Source organism: Opitutaceae bacterium, from assembly GCA_041395105.1.
Taxonomy (GTDB): domain Bacteria; phylum Verrucomicrobiota; class Verrucomicrobiia; order Opitutales; family Opitutaceae; genus B12-G4.
This window is the reverse complement of record JAWLBB010000004.1, coordinates 222,558-240,833: the sequence shown is the minus strand read 5'-3', so window position 1 is coordinate 240,833 and position 18,276 is coordinate 222,558. Positions and strand designations below refer to the sequence as shown.

Below are 18,276 nucleotides of genomic sequence, written 5' to 3'. Positions count from 1 at the left end.
CCCATATTTGGCAGACTCGTCCAACCATAATGGAAGCGAACGTCGTGAATTGTGCCGCATTCGCACCCTTCAAGAAATAGAGGCCGCCATGCTGCTAGTCCGGAAAAGCCTCCGCCAGGCCGGCCTGCAGGCCCGCCTCCTTCTTCAGGTCCACGACGAACTGGTCTTCGAAGTGCCCGAGAGCGAAGTGGACCAAGTGAAGCCCCTCATCACCGAAGCGATGGTTCATGCCCTCGAACTCCCCGTTCCCATCGTGGTCGAAACCGGCACCGGAAAGAACTGGCTGGAAGCGCATTGAGCGATTCAGGTATACCCGGTCTGGTATCGCTCCAGTTTTTTTGGGGCGGACGGACATGCATGATCTGACGGGTTGGGTAGGAGAGGCTTTATGCCTCGATTCCTGTCCAGGCAGCTCCGGATCGAGGCTACAGATCCTTGTCTCCAAAGCCTCCATCAACTGCAGGGGCTTTGCTCGCCACGTCCTCCCTCTATCCATTCATGCCGATTCGTGAAGATTCGCGGGCAACTCAATCCCCCAAACCCGCCTCACGACTCGACGCCGGCATGCCCCCGATAAACCACCCGCGCCAGCACCCGCTCCTTCAACTCCTCGCCGACCGCGTCAAAACTCTTCATCGTATCGAAGATGGTGTTACCGACTGTCCAGCAGACAAGGACCAGACCGGTGAAGAAAGCGATCACCACGGCCGCCGCGGGCACCCACGAAGTAAAGAGGGTCAGTGAGAGCAGAATCGAAGTGATCAGAAAACAGCCCATGGCCAGGTAATGTCCGAACACCCCATTGCGCAGCCAGCGGGCCCGGCGGCGGAGGATCTCGATCTGCCTTCCCAAGACAAAGTGTTCATCGGAGCGCCGTGAGGAACGACGTTCCTCGGAGAGCGCCCGAATCGACTGAACCACCCGGCTGTATCGGTTCTGGATGCCCCAGACGAGGGTGGCGCACGAACTCATCAACATGAACGGGGTGAGGATGGTCGCGAAGTCGACCAGGAAATTGTCGCCTAGGCTGTCCACTGTTTCACCTCCACTTTCACGATGTGATAGGAAAGGAGCGCCTCCCGGGTCGCAAAGGCGATCCCCGCAAAGAGCACGGCCAGGGCCACCCCGAAAAACACGAAGATGACCGCGATGGGGACCCCGATGGCCAGCACGCGCAATCCGATCAGGATGGACGAACCGACCAGGAAGAAGATGGTCAGGTAGAAGGAGCAGATCGAATTGCGGACCAGCTTGGCCCGCCGCATCAGCGAGTGGATCTGCTCGCCGAGGGTCGCCAATCGCTCCGACCTGGCCCCTTCGGCTGCGGACTCGAGTTCGCGCCTTTCCCGGTTGAGGGACCGGATGACCGAGACAATCGTGCTGTACTTGGCCTGCAGCCCCGCCAGCAGCAGCCCCACCCCGGTGAAGAGAACAGCGGGCGCCAGCGAGGCATTGATGAAGGCAATGGCGGATTCCAGAGTCAGGTGCATACGAGCAGGCGAGGATGTCGGGATGATGACCCCGTCGAGCCCGAAGGCAAGCGTGCCGCACGAACGCCCCGCGCAAACGAAAACGTGGAGGCGCGGGCCGGAATCGGCCAGATTTCGCGTCAGTTGCTACCCCAAATTGCCAGATTTTCATAGGGAACCAAGCCTAAACTCCGTCTACTCCCGAACTACCTATTCGAGCGGTTTGGTGTCCGTTTTGGTGTCCGCTTCCCGAGACGACGCCCGAAGGGCTCGGTCGCTTCCGAGGACACGTGCGAATAGCTTACCGCAGGAAGCGACCGAGCCCTTCGGCCAACAATCGTCGCCCTGGAGTTTTCCCCTGGCAAAGTCAGTCGGCGTTGCCATCGACGAGCTTGCCATTCGCCCCGCTGGCGCGACGTCGAATCGGAAGATGGAGTTGAAGCCCAGTGAGGGCCAACCACCGTGCCGAAGCCCTTCTTGAGATTTTGGGAAGTGGAGTTACGGTTTTTGGGAATTGGTAAGTTGCCCGAAATGCGAAACCCAGAAGCGCAGGATTTGAGTTGGACTGCTTTAATGTTTTCTTCTAAAAGGGGTTATGAAATACCAATTCTTCGATCTCGCCAGCCTGCGAAACAAGTTGGGATTTCCTGATATGCGTAACTGAGTTACGCTCAATAACACTGTTCGATATGAATGGATTTCGCATATTGATTACTACGTTCGTACTATTGACGTTCGGATGCTCAGACCCCGAAGGAGCTAACGAAAGTACGCAGCGGGTAGGTGCTTCAACAACAATCGATGACGAGTTTCTCGTTCTCGATGTAGACTATTCTACCAGACCAAGCCCCCTTGACGAAGTGGACACCGTATTCATGTTCTTAATCACTGTGACCAACGTTGGCAACAAAGACGTTACTATCCCAACACGATCATACGATGGGTCCCCCTGTTGTTGGTCAGAGGGAATGGATCAACGAGGAGTTTCTTACATCGTAGGAGAGCATAGGATCGCCAACAGGCGTATCATTCCCTCACCGTTACGATTTGATCCAATGGTCTTGCATCCCGGCGAAACTACCGAATTTGCGCGCTACACTGTTACGATTCAGCCCGATGAAACAATCCGATGGTTCACCGCAGGTCTCAAGGTCGAAGAGGATTTTGGAAAGGCGAATGGTTGGTGGACCGGTAGTCTACATACGATGATAGACCTTGAAAAAACAGAAGAGGATTCAACCATGTTCTTTTGACTGTCTGCCTCAAGAATGAATCGAACAAACCACTTGAGGTAACGCCTGACGGCGCACCTCAGTTTTGAACGTTGGGCCGATGAAATCCCTAATATCGGTGATAGTCACAGCACTGACAGCTTCTTTCTGTACTTCGGCAAGTGAGATCTATTCCGCTCGGTGCGAGTCAGCCCTCACGGGATCCACCTTAGCCAAATGGCAAATCGCCGAAACAAAGAAGGGTTTGACGGTGGTGTTTTCGGAAGGACAAAGGAAATGGTCGACTGACTTGGCAGGGGAAGAGGCCTCTGCATTCCGAGAGCTGGTCGAGGAGCTTAGTTTCACTCAGACGGATTCTGACATACTGCGATCACTGTCGGTCACTCTGCCCGGAGAAAAGAAAGAGGATGAGTTGGTCATTCTTCGCCCATTCGATGGTGTGACGTACTATTTCACGGTGATTGTACCGGGTAGTTCAAGAGATGTGTGGATCGACAATCCATCATTCGATTTAGACTATCACCAGCACCTTGAGCAGTGTGATCGACTCAAGCAGATGTTACAGTTTCTCGACATAATTGAGCGACGTGCGAAAAATGAAATAGAGCCCAACAAAACGAGTGAGGTAACGGCTTGCAGCCGCACCTCCTCTTGAAACGTTGGGTGAATCGAAATGTTCGTAGAGATTCAGAAGAACTTGAAGAATAATACCTGGGACTGGAACAAGCGATTCTGGCTGTTTGTGCTGTTTCCAGTCGTTGGCTTTTCTGTTTTGGCCATGGGCCTCTGGTTGCATTGGTCCATCGCATTATTAGTATTCCCATGGGCTGTGATCGTTCAGATTCAATCAAATCGAGGGAAAGAGAGTCAGGCTGAAGCACATCCGACCTCTGATGAGAAAGCCCCCAACTCCTCTGAGTAGTGACAAGAAATGAACCCAACAAGCCACTTGAGACAATCCCTGACGGGCTGTCTCAGTTTTAGACGTTGGGCAAACATGACTCCGCATCCGATCATCATCCGACGGTTCGAACGACGTGAGGGCGAAAATCTCGTTCACGTCGAAGAGGCTGTTCATGGCGAAGCGATTTATCGCGAGTTGAGATTGGATGAGCCGACTTTCATTCGCATCCAGCAGGCGGTTTCGCTTCACCCGTTCCCGAAGAAATCGCCGGACGAAGACGTCGTTTTATTTCGCGGAGTTGAGACACAGCTGGGCGACCCCAAGAAGTATCTGAACCTCCAGGTCGTGAATTCTGGAAGCCGTCACCACCTGAAGATTGAGGCTTCGGAGGAAGCGTTCGCCTCATTTAGCGTCGTGATCCGGAGTTGGACGGAGCGATTCGAAAAGCCCAACCAGCCGGTGCAGACAAGGCCGACAAGTCGGCCTGTCTGACCTCAAACGTTATGCCTAGAGAATGAAGACCACGCAATACTTCGAATACGCCCGACAGCGGCCTGATCGAGCCGGAATCAAGGAAGCATGGATCGTCCATGCGATCGAGCATCCGGTCGAAGAAGAGGTCCAGTCCGACGGGCGAATCCGGAGGTGGACATGGGTGGAGGAAGAGGGTAGGTTCTTGCGTGTGATTCTGCTTCCGGATGGTGAGACGGTTCACAACGCATTCTTCGACAGACGTTTCCAAAAGAAGGGATTGGAATGAAAGTAAACTATTTTGAGGATACAGACACAGCGCATATCGAGTTCACAACCCAACCAGTTGTGGAGACGCGGGAGGTTTCTGAAAACGTCTACCTTGATCTCGATGGGAACGGAAACTTGGTTTCGATGACCATCGAGCACGCTGGCGAAAAGGCGAACATCCTGGATTTTGCGTTTGAGCGCCTTCCAAAGCAAAGCGCATAACCAGACGGTGCAGACAACTCCATCCCGCTGCGCGGGTCTCCGTATCTGACCTTTAGCGTTCGATGAAAACGTTGCGCACACTCTCACTACTTGCCGTTACTATCTCCCTTTCCGCCTCAGATAAGGATCCTTTCCTCGGGGTCTGGATCTATGACTACGAGCAAAATCAACCCCTTGAGGATTCAGTTCGTAAAGATTCGGAGACGATCCGAGAAGGTTTCAGTGGGCTGGGGACTGCTCTTTTTGTCGGAGTGTGCAAGGGCATTGAAGTTACTATTTCCTCTGACAGCATAGAGTTCTTCTGGCCCGAAATTGAGCAGCGCCGTTCATGGGCGATCCGAGAGCGGTCTGAGAGCCGAATCAAGAGCGAGGGATTCGAGATACTTGAAGGCCCGGATCACTTTGATGGCTGGGTTTTTGAGCTATCCGATAGAGGGATTGTGTTGGTCCATCAAGGTCTCAAGATTCACTTTGAAAGGATTCAGGAAATCAAATCGAACAACCCGGTGCAGGCAACGACGGCTAAGGCCGCCGCGCCTGACCTCTGAACGTTGGGTGAGAAAATGCTGAGTCTGCTAACCAGGATGTTCGGGTGGTTGAGAATCAATCGAAGAGTGCGGTCAGCGTGCACGCGTATGATCCGAGATCGGTTGGTTGAAAAAGAGATTTGCGCGTCTGCTGCACTGAAGCCGGAACTCCTTAATGCGTTGGAGGGTTGGGTCTATGATCGGGCTTCGAGTATTGGGTCACCTGTTACGGTTTCGTCCTATGCTGATGCGATTGACTCACTCGTGGACGAGATCGCCAAGATTAAGAAAGGTTATTACCAAGACTCGAAACTCAACCGAACGCTCGTGTTCTTCGGTCTCGATGTCTACGATCCCGCAGCCCGCCCTCACCGTAAATCTGGGTTAGCCCATGCGCTTTATTCGAAACACAACCCCTGATTTGAGGCTGAATAGCTCCGTTATGAAAATACCCAACAAGTCGGTTCAGGTAACTCCGTGCAGCTGCGCCGCACTCCGCACCTGACCTCAAACGTTCGGCAAAGAAAATGAAATACGCACACCGAGCCAAAGAGCATCTGGCAAAGTCACGCGACTCTGCTCTTCTCGCTGTTGAATTTTACAACAAGCCTGCTGTAACATTCAAAACAGCTGGCTACATAACCATGATGTCAATCGCATGGACTTCATTGTTTCATGCCATCTTCTTCAAGAAGAGAATCAAGCCCTTCTATAAACTTGAAAACGGAAGATACGACAAACGAGAAAACGACTTTCGCTACTGGGAGCTGGCAACCTGCATCAAAGAGTACTTTGGCGATGAGAACTCAGCCATAAGGTCCAATATTTCCTTTTTTATTCCCCTAAGAAACAAAATCGAGCATCGTTCGATGCCTAAACTTGATCCAACGATATTTGGCGAATGCCAATCATTGTTACTGAATTTCGACTCTATCTTGACAAAGGAATTTGGAGAGAAATCAGCACTAAAGGAATCGCTCTCGTTTAGCCTTCAGATTTTCCCTAAGGTCCATTCAATGGATTTGGAAAACCCTAATCCTGAAGAAAAAGATGTTGTGGATTTTATTACGAGTTTCCGAAGTTCTCTTTCTGGAGACGTGTACTCCGACACTAGATTCGCATTCAAAGCTTTCCTGATACGAGTTGGAAACCACAACACGAAAGACGCAGTACCTATCAAATTCGTGGATTATGAAAGTTTAAGCACAGACCAAAGAGGCGAAGTAAACAAACTAACAACATTGATCAAAACAAAGGAGGTTCCCGTTGGGAACCTTGACCAATACAATCCGTGTGAAGTGGTCTCAGAAGTCCAACGAAGAATTGGCGATTTAAAGATAAAGCGCTTCAACGGTTTCAGCCGTGCTAGCTTCAAAATCGCAGATCGTTTCAACACTGGAATACATACGCTATGCTGGAAGAGGTTTAAGGCCCGTCCGGAGAGTGGATCCAAAACACCCGAAAAGACCAATCGCATGTATTGCATCTATGACAAAAGAAATAGAAATTATGGATACACTAAGAAGTGGATCGATCTATTAGTTGAAAAGATATCAAACGACAAAGAGTATCTTTCATTTCTAAAGAATCCCGACTCTATTGAATTGATCAAATAAGCCGAACAAAGCGCTGCAGACAACGTGCGCAAGCGCACGCCGTCTGAGCTTGACGTTCGGCAAATCAAGATGATCTGGAAACCGCTAGAGAGCCTGACAGAGTCTGATTTGATGACCTGTCTTGTCTGGGAACACAGGTATCAGGACGGAACCGAGTTTGTCCGTGCTGCTCCCGACGTGAAAGCGATTGTGGCCGCTGATGCCGACCTAAATGGCAAAGGGTATCTTTGCCAAAGTGCGTTCACTCTTGCAGACGGAAGGGAGGTTGTCGGCTATTGCTCTCCCCAAGATACGTCTGGCATGGACTATGTTCAGCCTACTGTCCTCATTGAAGGGCATCACTGGGATTTGTGGTCGGAACCTTGTCCGACTGATCTCTCGTCCAGTAGTGTCTTTCCGCTCTCAATGAAATGTCATGTTAGGACTGACGAGGGATTTTTCACCGCAGTATTTGAATCGGCGCCACTGGGAAATGAGCCGAACCAACCAGTTGAGACAACTCCGACCGCTGCGCGGTCTCCGCGTCTCACTTGAAGCGTTGATCAGAAATGGAATATTGGATCCTGGTTTTCGTCTGTTTCATTGCTCCTCAGCTCGCAGCCCGTTGGATGTTTCCCTACAGCGTCCGAGTCTCATACATGGCGACCATTTGGTTCGGTAAGTTCGCAGTGATGTTTATCCTGATGGCGGTGGCAGGGAGTTTTAGATCGTGGGACGTGTTAGTCCCGACGACCTGGGAAGTCATGACATTCGAAAGACACGATATGGCCGTACCGACGATAGCTATGTTCGTGCTATTGTCCTTCGGTTGCGGTGTGTCCTACCTTACCGAAAGGTGGGCGCTCCACAGGAAACGAAATCGCTAATCTTATGGTCCAGTTGCGGCGACCGAACCACGGGCACGCAAAAGAGCCCAACAACCCACTTGAGACAATCCCTGCAGGGCTGTCTCAGTTTTGAACGTTAGTCGAAGGATGACGGTAATCCCCCCATTCGCAGGAGTGTCGTTGGTTGAGTATCGCGACCGAATCGAACTGACGCCCTACTATTGGGTTCGCGAATTCGTGGGCCTTGGTCGGATGAAGGCGAGTGAGGCAGCCCCTGCTCCCGATGACAAGATGCGGCCGTTGTTCGACGCGGCAATGGGAGATGGCGACATCTGGGTGATTGGTCGGTGGCGCCGCTTTGAGGACGGCAGAGAAGAGGCGATAAATCTCAACTATCTGGACTCTCGGTTAACTGAAGCCGAAGCCCGGAAGGAATTGGACCGAATGGTTGATTTCGCCAAACATACGAAAGAGGAACTGCAAGCCCTGGCCAACTGCTTCAAGGCGTCGGATGAAGACCTTGCTTACATCGAGGAACGCTTTCCGGACATCAAGAGTGGCCCACCTGACCCGAAAGCCCGCGAAGAGTTCGACGTCTATCAAGCTCGCCTAAAGGTGCTGGCGGGGATGCAGCCGATGACGGCAGAACTGGTCTACCGCGCAGACACCGCTGAGAAGGCTGAGGATCGGGAGAGATTCCAAAAGGAGGCGGTGCAGGCTTTCTTTGCTGAGATGGCGCACAAGTGGACCGAAGACTTGGTCTTGGACTGGCAACGGAACAATCCGGTCGGCTCGAAGTGGATGGTGGAGTTCGCCCGTGTCCTTCAAGAGCCAGAGAAGGACATTGAGCCAATAAACTACGAACTCGCATTCAATTGGCTTCGGATGAAATACAACCTGCTTACTGAGAACGAGCTTTCTGACGCGATCTTGCTTCGGACGGGTCAGCGGTTGATGCCAGGGACACTCAAGAAACGTCGTGAGCGTCTCGGGCTGACAACGCAGCGAACTCCGGGGCCAAGGCCGAATTCTGACCAATAGTCGAGGGTTTAGGACAGCGGCACGGTCGCTCTGTCCCAAACTACTGCGCTTCGGATTTCGAGTGCTACTGTGGGTGCGTGACTGGAACTTCAAGTGAAGCAAAAACGTCGGCGTTGGTAGCGTCTGCTGGACCCATCAATGGCGATATCCCAGGTCACGACACCCCGGCTATGGCCACACCGGTGTGTTCATGCCGGGCCGCTCTGTCCGCCTGTCCAGCGGGAACAGAGAATGCAACGGACAGATCGTTGGTAGGTCCAGCGGCGAAAGCAGTGGCGTCGCTTCTCGCGTAGTAATGCCAAAACAGAACATGAAACAGCAGATCGCAGTTGAAAACTTCCTGGCCGGCCGTCGCGTGGTCGTCGCCAAGTTTGTAGCGCATCGCTTCAAGGAAGTGCAGAATAAGGCCAAGCACGTCGTCGGTATCATGAACCTTTACGAAGTTCAATGTGCAGACGGAAAGGCACCCACAGTCCAGATGTGGTGCCCGAGAACCGTGCAGACCGTCGAACAAGCCGCTAAGGATTGTCCCTGCCAGTTCAAGGACGGGCAAAAGCTGGTGGTGGATTTCGACTCGATGGAGCCCAACACGTTTGACGCCCTAAACGGGGTGATCATTCGGGCAACATCGGTTCAGCCTTTGGAATAAGTCGTAACGTGGCCATGCAAGACGGCCCCGTGGTTGGATTGCCGGTGGATGCGCGCCCAGCGCGCGCCGCCGGCAACCCATCCTTGTCCGAGAGGTGTGTACAGATGGGTAGAACAGAAAGCTAATTCATGAACCGAGCTAGAAATATTGAACCAGAGGAGCGGCTGAGGGTTGCTCAGTTGAATGTTGAGATGGGCGATTGGGTCCACTCCCTGGCACCCTGGCAGGTGATTTCGCACATGACGTTCTCGTGGGAGGCTTCGATTGATTCGGCGCAACGGTGTTACGAAAAGTTCATGCGCAAGGAGATGAGAGGAGTCTCGTATTTCTACGCGCTGGAACAAAACCCCGCCCGAGATGGCTTTCACGTCCATGCGCTGTGGTGCGACTGCATGTCCAAATCCCGTCGTGATATCTGGAGAACATGGTTCAATCGCTACGGTCGAGCTCGGATCGAACCGGTCAACAATCGCGACGACGTCGCGGACTACTGCGCTAAATATGTCTCCAAGGAGCGTTCCTGGTGGAACGTGAAACTCTTGAGCCATCGGCATCCGGCCTACGCCAACTTCAAACTCGCGAGCGACTGAAATGAGAGAGGACCAACATCGCTTTCTTGTCCTGCTGGGACAGCTACCGGCCCGCTTGACTGCTGAGCAGACTGCCTGGGTACTGAATTGCCAACCACATGATGTGCCCGTTCTGGTAACGGCTCGGCTGCTTAAGCCATTGGGAAATCCACAACCCAACAGCGTCAAGTATTTCGCCGCGACAGAGGTTCTGGATCTCGCCAAGAATCGCGCCTGGTTGGCTAAAGTAACAAACACGGTCGGCCAACACTGGAAGCAAAAGAATCTGCGCAAGAAAGGTGGCTCCCCGGGATCAAATCCAAACGGGAAGCCTTCACATATCGAACTTCTGAATCAGGCCCAGGGCTGACCTCAGCCTGTGGCGGGTAGCGGAAGTGGAACCACCACGGACTCCGCCATGCTCTTTTCGTAGTCTTCCAAGGGAGGCAAAGTAACCTGCGCCTTCCTCGAATAGGCCCGATGCACTGCCTTACTATTATGCCCCAAGGCGAGCTGCGCGAACCGTTCGGGATACCCTGCCACCTTTGCCCGCTCAGCCCATGCGTAGCGGTAACTGTGGAGGGTCACGCCCCGAATTCCCAGCCCGATGCAACGTTGGCGGAACTCAGTCGCGCGGTGCCCTGGCTCCACTCCCCGAAGGTAGGGAAACAGGGGGCCGGTTTTAGGCAACGTTGCCAGAATAGTTTCAACCTCGGCGCCGAACCGAATCTGCGGCGGCTGCTGGTTGCGCCATCTCGTTTTCATGCGGACAAAGCAAATGATCCTGGCGGACCAATCCACGTCCTCGGCAGTGAGGTGAGCCAGATCGGACTGTGATGGGCCAAGGTGCCACGCGAGTTGATAAAACGCCTTGCGCTCCGGATTCCCCTCCCGAGCGACAATGCGGCTATGCTCGTCCCACGTAATGGCTCGCTTTTCTTTGAAGCGAATGGCCGGCCACTGGCGTTTGGGAATCAACGGCCATGGGAGCCAGTTCATGTCCAGGCAGAAGTTGTGCAGCCGGCGGAGATAGATGTTGGTTGAAACCGTGCCGCTATGAATCACCTGCAGCAGGAGTTCACCCGGTGTCTCAGTGATGACCCGTGGCAGCAAGAGCCCCAGGGCCTTGTCCTGGGCCACGCGGTGCCAGCGTTCTTTGTTGGCACCCTGCTTGGTGTTTGTAAGCGACTCCAATGCATCCTGCCAGGTGCGCTTGTTCATGCCATTATCCGTGCCGGCCAGATAGGCTTTGGCGATCTGGAGATTGAGCGCCGGTTGGCGTTCAGCCTGGTTCTTGGCTGCGACGATCTGCCGCGCTTCGTCGGCATCGGTCGTGTGCAGGCTCGTGCGTTCGAGGGTCGTGGAATCCACGCAATAGTACGTGCCTCCCCTACTCCCCCGGCGAGTTAAGCGATATCGTGTTTTCATGGTTTTGGAAGGCAACCAAGACGATATCTGAAACCGGTTCCGAAGCGTTAGCGGGTAGTCGGCGGGTTGGTGCCGGTGCCGCCAAGTTCTCGCGGAGTGGTGATTTTGGTGTCCGTTTTGATGTCCGTTGCGGACCCCGCAGCTCCAAAATCCCTCCTGTTAAGACAGTTAGGATTGGAGGCGCGGGCCGGAATCGAACCGGCGCATAGGGCTTTTGCAGAGCCCGGCCTTACCACTTGGCTACCGCGCCTTTGACCGCCGCGGAACAGAGCCGCGAGTCGGGAAGGCAGGTAAAGAAGGTCAAAAGACTCCCCGGATCAAGCGGTTTTTCGAATTCCCCGGCATTCTTGCTCCAAAGGCTGGCTTGCCATTTGGGACCCATTGGCGTTTTCAATGAGACCCGCACCGCCCGGCCGCTCCCACCCTTACCTCATCCACCGTCATGCCCGCCACCGTTTTCACTATCGCCAACCAGAAGGGAGGGGTCGGCAAGACCACCACCGCAATCAACCTGGCCGCCGCCCTCGCCGACCAGAAAGTCGATACCCTGGTCATCGACCTGGACCCCCAGGCAAACGCCACCAGCGGGCTCGGCGTCGAAAAGATCGAAGGACAGAGCATTTACGGTCCGCTCTCAGGCGAGGGCTCCATCCTTGACCACATCGTCGAAACCAAGATCAAGCGGCTCTCGCTGGTGCCGTCGGAGGTGGATCTGGCCGCGGCCGAGATCGAAATGGCCCGCAAGACCGATTACCTGCTGCAATTGCGCGAGGTGATACGCCCGGCGGTCGAGTCCGACCGATTCCGCGCCATCATCCTGGACTGCCCCCCTGCCCTCGGCCTGCTCTCCATGAACAGCCTGGCGGCGGCCAATTACCTGCTCATTGCCCTGCAATGCGAATACCTGGCCCTCGAAGGTCTGGGCCAGATCCTCAAGGTCGTGGATCGCCTGCACGAGGCCGAGGTCAACGTCGGTCTCGAGGTCGGCGGGATCATCATGACAATGTTCGACATCCGGACCAATCTTTCCCGCCAGGTGGTCGAGGAAGTCCGCACCCATTTGCCTGAACAGATTTTCGACACGGTCATCCCCAGGACGGTGCGCCTGAGCGAGGCACCGAGTTTCGGTCAGACCATTTTCGAATACGACAACCTCAATCCGGGCGCTACTGCCTACCGGAACCTCGCCAAGGAGGTGATCGCACGATTCAACCTGAAGGGTTGATGATGGCGACCGGCCGCCAGAAATCAGCACTTCGAAGGCGCGCACGTGGCGCGCCCCCACGAGGGACTTCACGCTCGTGATCCCCACCTGGAAATGACGACGCTCCGTCTGTTTTTCGACAAGTACCGGCATGTCTTCGGGATGGGCGTGCAGGGTGCGTTGGTCTACCGGTGGAACTTTCTCATCCGGGCCGGTTTCTCGATCGTCCAATTGCTCGTTGTGATCATTCTCTGGCTGGCGGCCTTCCGCGGACAGGAAACGATCGGAGGGTTCCCGCTCGATCAGACGATCACCTACTTCCTCATCGCCCTCTTTGCCAACTATCTGATCGCCGCTTTCAACGAAGATTTCCAGATCAGCGAAGAAATCCGCAACGGCCTGATCAATCAGTTCATCACCAAGCCGATCGATTACTTCGTCTACCGTCTGACACTCTTCTTCGCCGGACGCGTGGTGACGGGTTTCCTCGTGCTCGTCCCCTTTGCCCTGATCCTCCCCTTCACCCACCAACTCCTGGTCTTCCCAGGTGAGCCCTGGCGTTGGGCGGCGGCGGTGCCCGCCTTCGTCATGGCGGCCCTCATCCAGTTCACCATCGCCTTCTGTTTCGGGATGCTCGCCTTCTGGTTTCTCGACATCGCCGGGTGGGTCATCCTTTCGATGGCGGTCGAGAGTCTGCTCAGCGGCCAGATCTTTCCCCTCGATCTGCTGCCGGAGAGCCTTTACCGGATCTCCGTGTACCTGCCCTTCACCTACCAGATCTACTTCCCGGTCGCCCTCGTCTCGGGCCGACTCGACCAGGGCCAGGTCATCAACGGTCTCTTCATCCAGGCCTTCTGGACGATTGCCTTCATCCTTCTCGCCCGGGTTCTCTGGAATGTGGGATTACGAAAGCATACCGCGGTCGGCGGCTAAGATCATGGAAGATGTGAGAAGGCAGATGGAAGATATAACCCGGTCATCCCGATCACGCCAACGCATCGGGACGCCCGCACGTTTTCAGCGATCCGCCTTGCGCTTCATCACATCCTGGCTTCGCCGAGTCCCCGATACCCGGGATCGGACCGAATTGCAGGAAATGAATGATCCCTTGGATTATGATCGGCAAATCCACGCGAATCGACGCGAATGCCGAGATGATGGAATCTCCAACGGCATCGGGAAAACAGGGTCTCAGCAGTATTCTCTGAGTTGTAGTCGCGGCAGTCTCTTGCCGCAAATCCACTTGGTTGCGCCCCAAGAGACTGGCGCGACTACATTTGGGGGGCGAGCACGTTCTCCCAGCTTGAAGCGTGGGGGTTGGCAGAGTCCTGCGTCATCCCGGTCTGGATTCGTTCGCGTGGATTCGCGTGGATTCAAGGGCGCCTGTTCTCAACTCACGAAAAACCGGGATTCCTTCTTAATATGACCCTGACTGCCTACCTCAAGATCTGGCTGGCCTCGATGCGGTATTCGGTCGTGCGCAACCTGATGTTCCGGTTCGACACCATCCTCTGGTTCCTGGTCGAGGCGGCCTGGATGGTGGTGAACATTGTCCTGATTGAGGTCATCTTCGGCCATATCGACTCCCTGGCCGGCTGGTCGAAATACGAGATGCTGCTTCTTGTCGGCACCTCCATGGTCATCGGCCGGCTCTTCATGGGGCTGTTCATGTCGAATCTCTTTGCGATCGGCCACACCGTGCGTACCGGCACCTTCGACTTCTTTCTCGCCCAACCCGGCAACCCTCTCTTCATGGTCTCCACCCGAAAGGTGGAACTGGACGGTCTGATCAATGCCATCCTGGGTGTTGCCCTAGTCATCTTCGCCGCCGCCAAGCTGGGGCTCCATCCCGGCGTCTGGGATATCCTCGCCTTCACCGTCATGGTCTTCTGCGGCCTCCTCATCCACTACAGCGTCTGTACCATGCTCATGGCGACAACGTTCTGGATCATCCGGACCGACGGTGTCGAGGGCGGCTACTTCACGCTGTTTGAATTTTCCCGTCTGCCGCGCTCCGCCTTCCGGGGACTCGGCACCGTGGTCTTCGTCTATTTCTTCCCCGCGGTTATCGTCAGCAATTTCCCGGCCCGGACGCTCATCGATGGAATTCAGCCCGTCACCCTGCTCTGGCTGGTCGGCGTGACCATCGCCTGGTTCGGGCTGGCTGTCCTGATGTTCAGCCGCGGCCTGCGTCAGTACACCAGCGCCAGTTCCTAGCCGGAGTGAGGGTTTCGGGGGGCGACCGTATTCGACTCAATGAAACCTTGAGCGCGGGAGCGACCCGGAGATAGAGTCGCCAGCGGTGAACGACCGTCCGAATATCCTGCTTTTCGTATGCGACGATCTCCGCTTCGACGGCCTCGCCTGCATGGGCGACCCCACCGTGCGGACTCCCAATCTCGACCGTCTGGCGGCAGAGGGTGTCTGCTTCGAACGCTGCTACATGCCGGGGGGCAGTCATGGGGCCGTCTGCATGCCGAGCCGCGCCATGATCCATACCGGACGTTCCCTCTTTCAGATCGAAGGCGAAGGCCAACACATCCCCGCGGCCCACACGACGCTCGGTCAACACTTTCTCAGGAACGGCTACCGGACCTTCCACACGGGAAAATGGCACAATTGCCGGGAGAGCCTGGCTCGCAGTTTTGCCGACGGCGCCGAGATTTTCATCGGGGGCATGGGTGACCAATGGAATATGCCGCTCTTCCACCACGACCCGTCGGGACGCTACGACGCAAGGACACCGTTCGTGAAGGAACCATTTCACGAGAAGACCGTCCAGTTTCGTGACGGGGATCATACCAGTGCCGGTCAACACGCAACCGAGGTCTTTGTCGAAGCGGCCCGGACCTTTGTCACCAACCACGATGGCCCGGCCCCTTTCTTTCTCTCGGTCGCCCTGACCGCGCCTCACGACCCGCGGACCGCCCCGCAGAGGTTCCATGACCTCTACGATCCCAAGTCCATCCCGCTGCCCGAGAGCTTCCTCGCCCAGCACCCGCACCAGACAGGAGCCCTGCCGGGAACGACGCGCGATGGCGAACGCCTCAAGGCCCGCGACGAGTCGCTCGCGGATATGCCACGACGGCCCGACCAGATCCGCGGGCACATCGCCGACTATTACGCGATGATCACCCATCTCGACCATGAGTTCGGCCGACTCCGGGAGGCGCTCGAGCAGACCCGTCAATGGGAGAACACCATCGTGGTCTTCACCGCCGACCATGGACTCGCCGTGGGCCGGCATGGCCTGCTGGGGAAACAATGCGTCTACGACCACAGCGTCCGCGTCCCCATGATCCTGTCCGGTCCCGGGGTTCCCGGCGGTGTCCGGCCCACCGGGAGAGTCGTCCATCATTCCCTCTTCCGAACCCTCTGCGAACTGACCGGCCTTGAGGTCCCCGAAACGGTCGAAGGTGGTTCGCTCCGGGAAACCTGGCAAGGCGGCCCTGGAATTGACTGCCTCTACCTCGCCTACGCCCGGACCATCCGCGGCCTGGTGTTGGACGACTTCAAACTGATCGAATACGCCGGACAAGAAGGCTACCGGGCCACCCAACTCTTCAACCTGAAGAAGGATCCGGACGAAACCTTCGACCTGTCACGTTCAGCGGACCATGCCGACTGCCTCAAAGCCCTGAGGACCCAGCTCGTCGAGATGAGTCACCAGAACGGAGATCGAACGTCACGGGTCGGAGCCGTCTTCTGGAGCCACTGGAGCTGACCCGTCGCCATAAGGACCCATTCAATTCCCAACTAGCCATCTTTTCATCCAATGCTTAAAGGTATCTCCCCTCTTCTCTCACCGGAACTGCTCGCCGTTCTCTGCCGGATGGGCCATGGCGACGAGATCGTCCTGGCCGACGCCCATTTTCCCGGCGAAACCATGAACTCCCGGGTGATCCGGGCCGATGGGATCGGGATCGCCGCTTTGCTCGACGGCATCCTGCCTCTCCTGGAAATCGACGCCTACGTCCCCGACCCACTGGTCATGATGGCGGCCGTCGAGGGCGACAGCCTCGACCCGACAGTCGAGGCCGCCTACCTCGCCCCCATCCGCAAGCACGCCCCGACCGCCCCGGCCATCACCCGGATCGATCGCTTTGCCTTCTATGACCGGGCGAAAAGCGCCTTCGCCGTGGTCATGACCGGAGAAATCGCCAAATACGGCAATATCATCCTGAAGAAGGGCGTGACCCCGGCCGGTTGAGGCAGGGAGGTGGTTTCGCCATCGCAAACCATACGTAGCCTGCTACCGTTTGTTTGGACATTCAAAACCATACGTAGTCTGCTATGAATGGCGCTCAGTCAGCACCAAGGCGCAACGAGCCAACAAAGCTCTGTTTGCTCTTCGACGGCGGGTCCAGAGGCCCTCGCCCTACCAACTGAAATCAGATCATCCGTGGTAGGGCTGGACGTCCCCGGCCAGCCGCAACGATTGTCCGAGACAAAACAACGACAAGCACCCTTAACTGAGCGCCATTCTAGGCTGCTACCGTTTGTTTTGCAGATTCAAACCATACGTAGTCTGCTACGTGTGGTTTGATCCGGCATGATGTCGTGACTGCGCTTTGTCGCGGTTGCGTTGGTTCAGGATCGTTCCCGGTGAAGCGGCGCGCCCGGCGGTCACGCCCTACCCCAGAGACAGATCGGACTGGTAGGGACGGACCGCTGGGCCGTCCTTCGGAACCAAATCCCGCTCCCCCACCCGGAAATCATCCGCCGCCGGCCGGTCGGCGGACAAAGAAAACCTGAAAGCTCTGCCGGGCGACAGCCTGGTAGTAGACACCCTCAAGCTGATCAGTCTCGGAATCGTAAACCAAGGTGTAGTTCGAGCCCTGATAGTTGACGTCGTCGAGGGTGACCTCGGCCTTCAGGACGGTTCCAGCGATCCGCCACCGGGCCTCGCCGACGTGGATCGGACCGGGATTGAAGTAGGCGGCGCCGAGGGTGCCGTCCGGATTCACCGATCGAATCTGGAGAATATAACCGCCGTCGGGACGGGTCCAGGTTCCCACCAGGTTGGCGGAATTGACTCCGCCGCCTTCATCCTTCGATGCTGCCTCTCCTCCGCCCGAGCACCCGGTCCACGCGAGGAGGGCCATTCCAAGAAAACCGAGCGCCAGCCTGCGCATCGAGTGGTCCATCCGGGGAGATTGCGCTCAGTCGATCAGGGGAATTTCGGAGGCGAGTCGGAAGTTGACCAATGCCTCCAGTTGGCTTTCGGCCTGGAGAAACCGGGCGGCCTTTCGGGGACCGAGTTTCTCGGAGAGGATTCCGAAATACTTCTCCTTCAAATCGGTCCGGGACCGCTCCAGGGCGAAGGAGCGCGATACAAGATCGATGGCGACCGAATCGGTCATGTCATCGATGGTCTGGGCAAAATCATAGATGATGCCGAAACGCGCATCGACCAGCTCTTTGCGGTCGGTTTCGTACTGCTGGTAAATCGGCCAGAAAACGGCAGCGTCATCGACCGACAAGCCCATCGCGTCGTTGATCAGGTCCACCTTGACCACTTCGAAATCCTTCCGCAGGAGGTTGATATAGGCCTCCATGTCGGCCTTGGTTTCGACGGGCATATTCGGATCGACCGCGGCTGAGGCGGACGGAATTCCCGCAAGGGAGACGATCAAGGTCAGGACGGAGGCGACGATGGGCAATCTGGAGAGTTTCATCATCCCGAGACAAGACGGTCCGCCCCGGCCGTCAATTCCAATCCGGAGTTGCGGGACGGCAATAGGTCGGTTTCGACCCCTGCAACAGCCGCGCTCTGTCGCGGCTTATCCGGGATCCGGCCATCGCGGACTTGCCTTTGTCCCTTGGCGCGCAAGTGTGCCCGGGAAC

24 protein-coding genes and 1 tRNA gene are annotated in these 18,276 nt (G+C 56.0%); 19 read left to right on the top strand and 6 right to left on the bottom strand.

Annotated elements, in window-relative coordinates:
- The first annotated feature begins 88 nt into the window (after positions 1–88).
- The gene (locus R3F07_14700) at positions 89–298 is read left to right on the top strand and encodes a DNA polymerase (GenBank protein MEZ5277626.1); all 210 of its coding nucleotides are present in this window, start codon (positions 89–91) and stop codon (positions 296–298) included.
- A 248-nt stretch (positions 299–546) separates the two neighbouring features.
- On the opposite strand, the gene R3F07_14695 is transcribed toward R3F07_14700, so the two are convergent.
- Positions 547–1,035 (bottom strand): DUF2721 domain-containing protein, encoded by a 489-nt coding sequence (locus tag R3F07_14695; GenBank protein MEZ5277625.1) that lies wholly within the window; start codon positions 1,033–1,035, stop codon positions 547–549.
- A complete protein-coding gene (locus R3F07_14690) occupies positions 1,023–1,490 on the bottom strand; it encodes a DUF2721 domain-containing protein (protein ID MEZ5277624.1) in 468 nt (155 codons plus the stop codon). Before R3F07_14690 ends, R3F07_14695 begins: the two co-directional genes overlap by 13 nt.
- A gap of 1,034 nt (positions 1,491–2,524) precedes the next feature.
- Here R3F07_14690 and R3F07_14685 point away from each other — a divergent pair.
- From R3F07_14685 to R3F07_14625, 13 genes are all read left to right on the top strand, one after another.
- Entirely contained in the window at positions 2,525–2,722 is a 198-nt protein-coding gene (locus R3F07_14685) for a hypothetical protein (protein ID MEZ5277623.1), read from the top strand.
- 79 nt (positions 2,723–2,801) lie between these two features.
- Positions 2,802–3,356: a hypothetical protein gene (locus R3F07_14680; GenBank protein MEZ5277622.1), complete on the top strand. Its 555-nt coding sequence runs from the start codon at positions 2,802–2,804 to the stop codon at positions 3,354–3,356.
- A gap of 18 nt (positions 3,357–3,374) precedes the next feature.
- Complete coding sequence (locus tag R3F07_14675) at positions 3,375–3,623, top strand: hypothetical protein (protein ID MEZ5277621.1); 249 nt, start codon at positions 3,375–3,377, stop codon at positions 3,621–3,623.
- Positions 3,624–3,698: 75 nt separating this feature from the next.
- On the top strand, positions 3,699–4,097 hold the full coding sequence (locus R3F07_14670; GenBank protein ID MEZ5277620.1) for a hypothetical protein: 399 nt from the start codon (positions 3,699–3,701) through the stop codon (positions 4,095–4,097).
- Between the two features lie 22 nt (positions 4,098–4,119).
- Positions 4,120–4,365, top strand: coding sequence for a hypothetical protein (locus R3F07_14665; protein ID MEZ5277619.1), 246 nt, complete (start codon positions 4,120–4,122; stop codon positions 4,363–4,365).
- Positions 4,362–4,568 carry a DUF2283 domain-containing protein gene (locus tag R3F07_14660; GenBank protein MEZ5277618.1) on the top strand — a complete coding sequence of 69 codons (207 nt, stop codon included), beginning with the start codon at positions 4,362–4,364 and terminating at the stop codon, positions 4,566–4,568. Before R3F07_14665 ends, R3F07_14660 begins: the two co-directional genes overlap by 4 nt.
- Positions 4,569–4,630: 62 nt before the next feature.
- The gene (locus R3F07_14655; protein ID MEZ5277617.1) at positions 4,631–5,116 is read left to right on the top strand and encodes a hypothetical protein; all 486 of its coding nucleotides are present in this window, start codon (positions 4,631–4,633) and stop codon (positions 5,114–5,116) included.
- Between the two features lie 102 nt (positions 5,117–5,218).
- On the top strand, positions 5,219–5,515 hold the full coding sequence (locus R3F07_14650) for a hypothetical protein (GenBank protein MEZ5277616.1): 297 nt from the start codon (positions 5,219–5,221) through the stop codon (positions 5,513–5,515).
- Positions 5,516–5,622: 107 nt separating this feature from the next.
- Positions 5,623–6,711 carry a DUF3644 domain-containing protein gene (locus R3F07_14645; GenBank protein ID MEZ5277615.1) on the top strand — a complete coding sequence of 363 codons (1,089 nt, stop codon included), beginning with the start codon at positions 5,623–5,625 and terminating at the stop codon, positions 6,709–6,711.
- Between the two features lie 974 nt (positions 6,712–7,685).
- Entirely contained in the window at positions 7,686–8,579 is an 894-nt protein-coding gene (locus R3F07_14640; protein MEZ5277614.1) for a hypothetical protein, read from the top strand.
- A gap of 310 nt (positions 8,580–8,889) precedes the next feature.
- Positions 8,890–9,228: a hypothetical protein gene (locus tag R3F07_14635; protein MEZ5277613.1), complete on the top strand. Its 339-nt coding sequence runs from the start codon at positions 8,890–8,892 to the stop codon at positions 9,226–9,228.
- Positions 9,229–9,356: 128 nt separating this feature from the next.
- Positions 9,357–9,818 (top strand): hypothetical protein, encoded by a 462-nt coding sequence (locus R3F07_14630; GenBank protein MEZ5277612.1) that lies wholly within the window; start codon positions 9,357–9,359, stop codon positions 9,816–9,818.
- A gap of 1 nt (position 9,819) precedes the next feature.
- Positions 9,820–10,167 (top strand): hypothetical protein, encoded by a 348-nt coding sequence (locus tag R3F07_14625; GenBank protein MEZ5277611.1) that lies wholly within the window; start codon positions 9,820–9,822, stop codon positions 10,165–10,167.
- A gap of 2 nt (positions 10,168–10,169) precedes the next feature.
- Here the strand turns inward: R3F07_14625 and R3F07_14620 are convergent, their stop codons facing one another.
- Together R3F07_14620 and R3F07_14615 are read right to left on the bottom strand one after the other, a co-directional pair.
- Positions 10,170–11,168, bottom strand: coding sequence for a hypothetical protein (locus R3F07_14620; GenBank protein ID MEZ5277610.1), 999 nt, complete (start codon positions 11,166–11,168; stop codon positions 10,170–10,172).
- A 232-nt stretch (positions 11,169–11,400) separates the two neighbouring features.
- Positions 11,401–11,475 (bottom strand) — tRNA-Cys (locus R3F07_14615).
- A 192-nt stretch (positions 11,476–11,667) separates the two neighbouring features.
- Between R3F07_14615 and R3F07_14610 the strand changes: the two genes are divergently transcribed.
- From R3F07_14610 to fucU, 5 genes are all read left to right on the top strand, one after another.
- Entirely contained in the window at positions 11,668–12,450 is a 783-nt protein-coding gene (locus tag R3F07_14610) for a ParA family protein (GenBank protein MEZ5277609.1), read from the top strand.
- A gap of 93 nt (positions 12,451–12,543) precedes the next feature.
- Positions 12,544–13,362 carry an ABC-2 family transporter protein gene (locus R3F07_14605; GenBank protein MEZ5277608.1) on the top strand — a complete coding sequence of 273 codons (819 nt, stop codon included), beginning with the start codon at positions 12,544–12,546 and terminating at the stop codon, positions 13,360–13,362.
- Positions 13,363–13,851: 489 nt separating this feature from the next.
- Positions 13,852–14,646, top strand: a complete 795-nt coding sequence (locus R3F07_14600) for an ABC-2 family transporter protein (protein ID MEZ5277607.1) — start codon at positions 13,852–13,854, stop codon at positions 14,644–14,646.
- 85 nt (positions 14,647–14,731) lie between these two features.
- Complete coding sequence (locus tag R3F07_14595) at positions 14,732–16,153, top strand: sulfatase-like hydrolase/transferase (GenBank protein MEZ5277606.1); 1,422 nt, start codon at positions 14,732–14,734, stop codon at positions 16,151–16,153.
- A 51-nt stretch (positions 16,154–16,204) separates the two neighbouring features.
- On the top strand, positions 16,205–16,639 hold the full coding sequence (gene fucU / locus R3F07_14590) for an L-fucose mutarotase (protein MEZ5277605.1): 435 nt from the start codon (positions 16,205–16,207) through the stop codon (positions 16,637–16,639).
- Between the two features lie 505 nt (positions 16,640–17,144).
- On the opposite strand, the gene R3F07_14585 is transcribed toward fucU, so the two are convergent.
- Positions 17,145–17,564, bottom strand: coding sequence for a hypothetical protein (locus R3F07_14585; GenBank protein ID MEZ5277604.1), 420 nt, complete (start codon positions 17,562–17,564; stop codon positions 17,145–17,147).
- Positions 17,565–17,591: 27 nt separating this feature from the next.
- Positions 17,592–18,110, bottom strand: a complete 519-nt coding sequence (locus R3F07_14580; protein MEZ5277603.1) for a hypothetical protein — start codon at positions 18,108–18,110, stop codon at positions 17,592–17,594.
- Between the last annotated feature and the right edge of the window lie 166 nt (positions 18,111–18,276).

Excerpts from the sequence above, each read along its gene's own strand:
- R3F07_14700 (MEZ5277626.1), top strand. The coding sequence starts at position 89 with ATGCTGCTAGTCCGGAAAAGCCTCCGCCAGGCCGGCCTGCAGGCCCGC.
- R3F07_14690 (MEZ5277624.1), bottom strand. The coding sequence starts at position 1,490 with ATGCACCTGACTCTGGAATCCGCCATTGCCTTCATCAATGCCTCGCTG.
- R3F07_14685 (MEZ5277623.1), top strand. The coding sequence starts at position 2,525 with ATGGTCTTGCATCCCGGCGAAACTACCGAATTTGCGCGCTACACTGTT.
- R3F07_14680 (MEZ5277622.1), top strand. The coding sequence starts at position 2,802 with ATGAAATCCCTAATATCGGTGATAGTCACAGCACTGACAGCTTCTTTC.
- R3F07_14675 (MEZ5277621.1), top strand. The coding sequence starts at position 3,375 with ATGTTCGTAGAGATTCAGAAGAACTTGAAGAATAATACCTGGGACTGG.
- R3F07_14670 (MEZ5277620.1), top strand. The coding sequence starts at position 3,699 with ATGACTCCGCATCCGATCATCATCCGACGGTTCGAACGACGTGAGGGC.
- R3F07_14665 (MEZ5277619.1), top strand. The coding sequence starts at position 4,120 with ATGAAGACCACGCAATACTTCGAATACGCCCGACAGCGGCCTGATCGA.
- R3F07_14660 (MEZ5277618.1), top strand. The coding sequence starts at position 4,362 with ATGAAAGTAAACTATTTTGAGGATACAGACACAGCGCATATCGAGTTC.
- R3F07_14655 (MEZ5277617.1), top strand. The coding sequence starts at position 4,631 with ATGAAAACGTTGCGCACACTCTCACTACTTGCCGTTACTATCTCCCTT.
- R3F07_14645 (MEZ5277615.1), top strand. The coding sequence starts at position 5,623 with ATGAAATACGCACACCGAGCCAAAGAGCATCTGGCAAAGTCACGCGAC.
- R3F07_14640 (MEZ5277614.1), top strand. The coding sequence starts at position 7,686 with ATGACGGTAATCCCCCCATTCGCAGGAGTGTCGTTGGTTGAGTATCGC.
- R3F07_14635 (MEZ5277613.1), top strand. The coding sequence starts at position 8,890 with ATGAAACAGCAGATCGCAGTTGAAAACTTCCTGGCCGGCCGTCGCGTG.
- R3F07_14630 (MEZ5277612.1), top strand. The coding sequence starts at position 9,357 with ATGAACCGAGCTAGAAATATTGAACCAGAGGAGCGGCTGAGGGTTGCT.
- R3F07_14625 (MEZ5277611.1), top strand. The coding sequence starts at position 9,820 with ATGAGAGAGGACCAACATCGCTTTCTTGTCCTGCTGGGACAGCTACCG.
- R3F07_14610 (MEZ5277609.1), top strand. The coding sequence starts at position 11,668 with ATGCCCGCCACCGTTTTCACTATCGCCAACCAGAAGGGAGGGGTCGGC.
- R3F07_14605 (MEZ5277608.1), top strand. The coding sequence starts at position 12,544 with ATGACGACGCTCCGTCTGTTTTTCGACAAGTACCGGCATGTCTTCGGG.
- R3F07_14600 (MEZ5277607.1), top strand. The coding sequence starts at position 13,852 with ATGACCCTGACTGCCTACCTCAAGATCTGGCTGGCCTCGATGCGGTAT.
- fucU (MEZ5277605.1), top strand. The coding sequence starts at position 16,205 with ATGCTTAAAGGTATCTCCCCTCTTCTCTCACCGGAACTGCTCGCCGTT.
- R3F07_14585 (MEZ5277604.1), bottom strand. The coding sequence starts at position 17,564 with ATGCGCAGGCTGGCGCTCGGTTTTCTTGGAATGGCCCTCCTCGCGTGG.
- R3F07_14580 (MEZ5277603.1), bottom strand. The coding sequence starts at position 18,110 with ATGATGAAACTCTCCAGATTGCCCATCGTCGCCTCCGTCCTGACCTTG.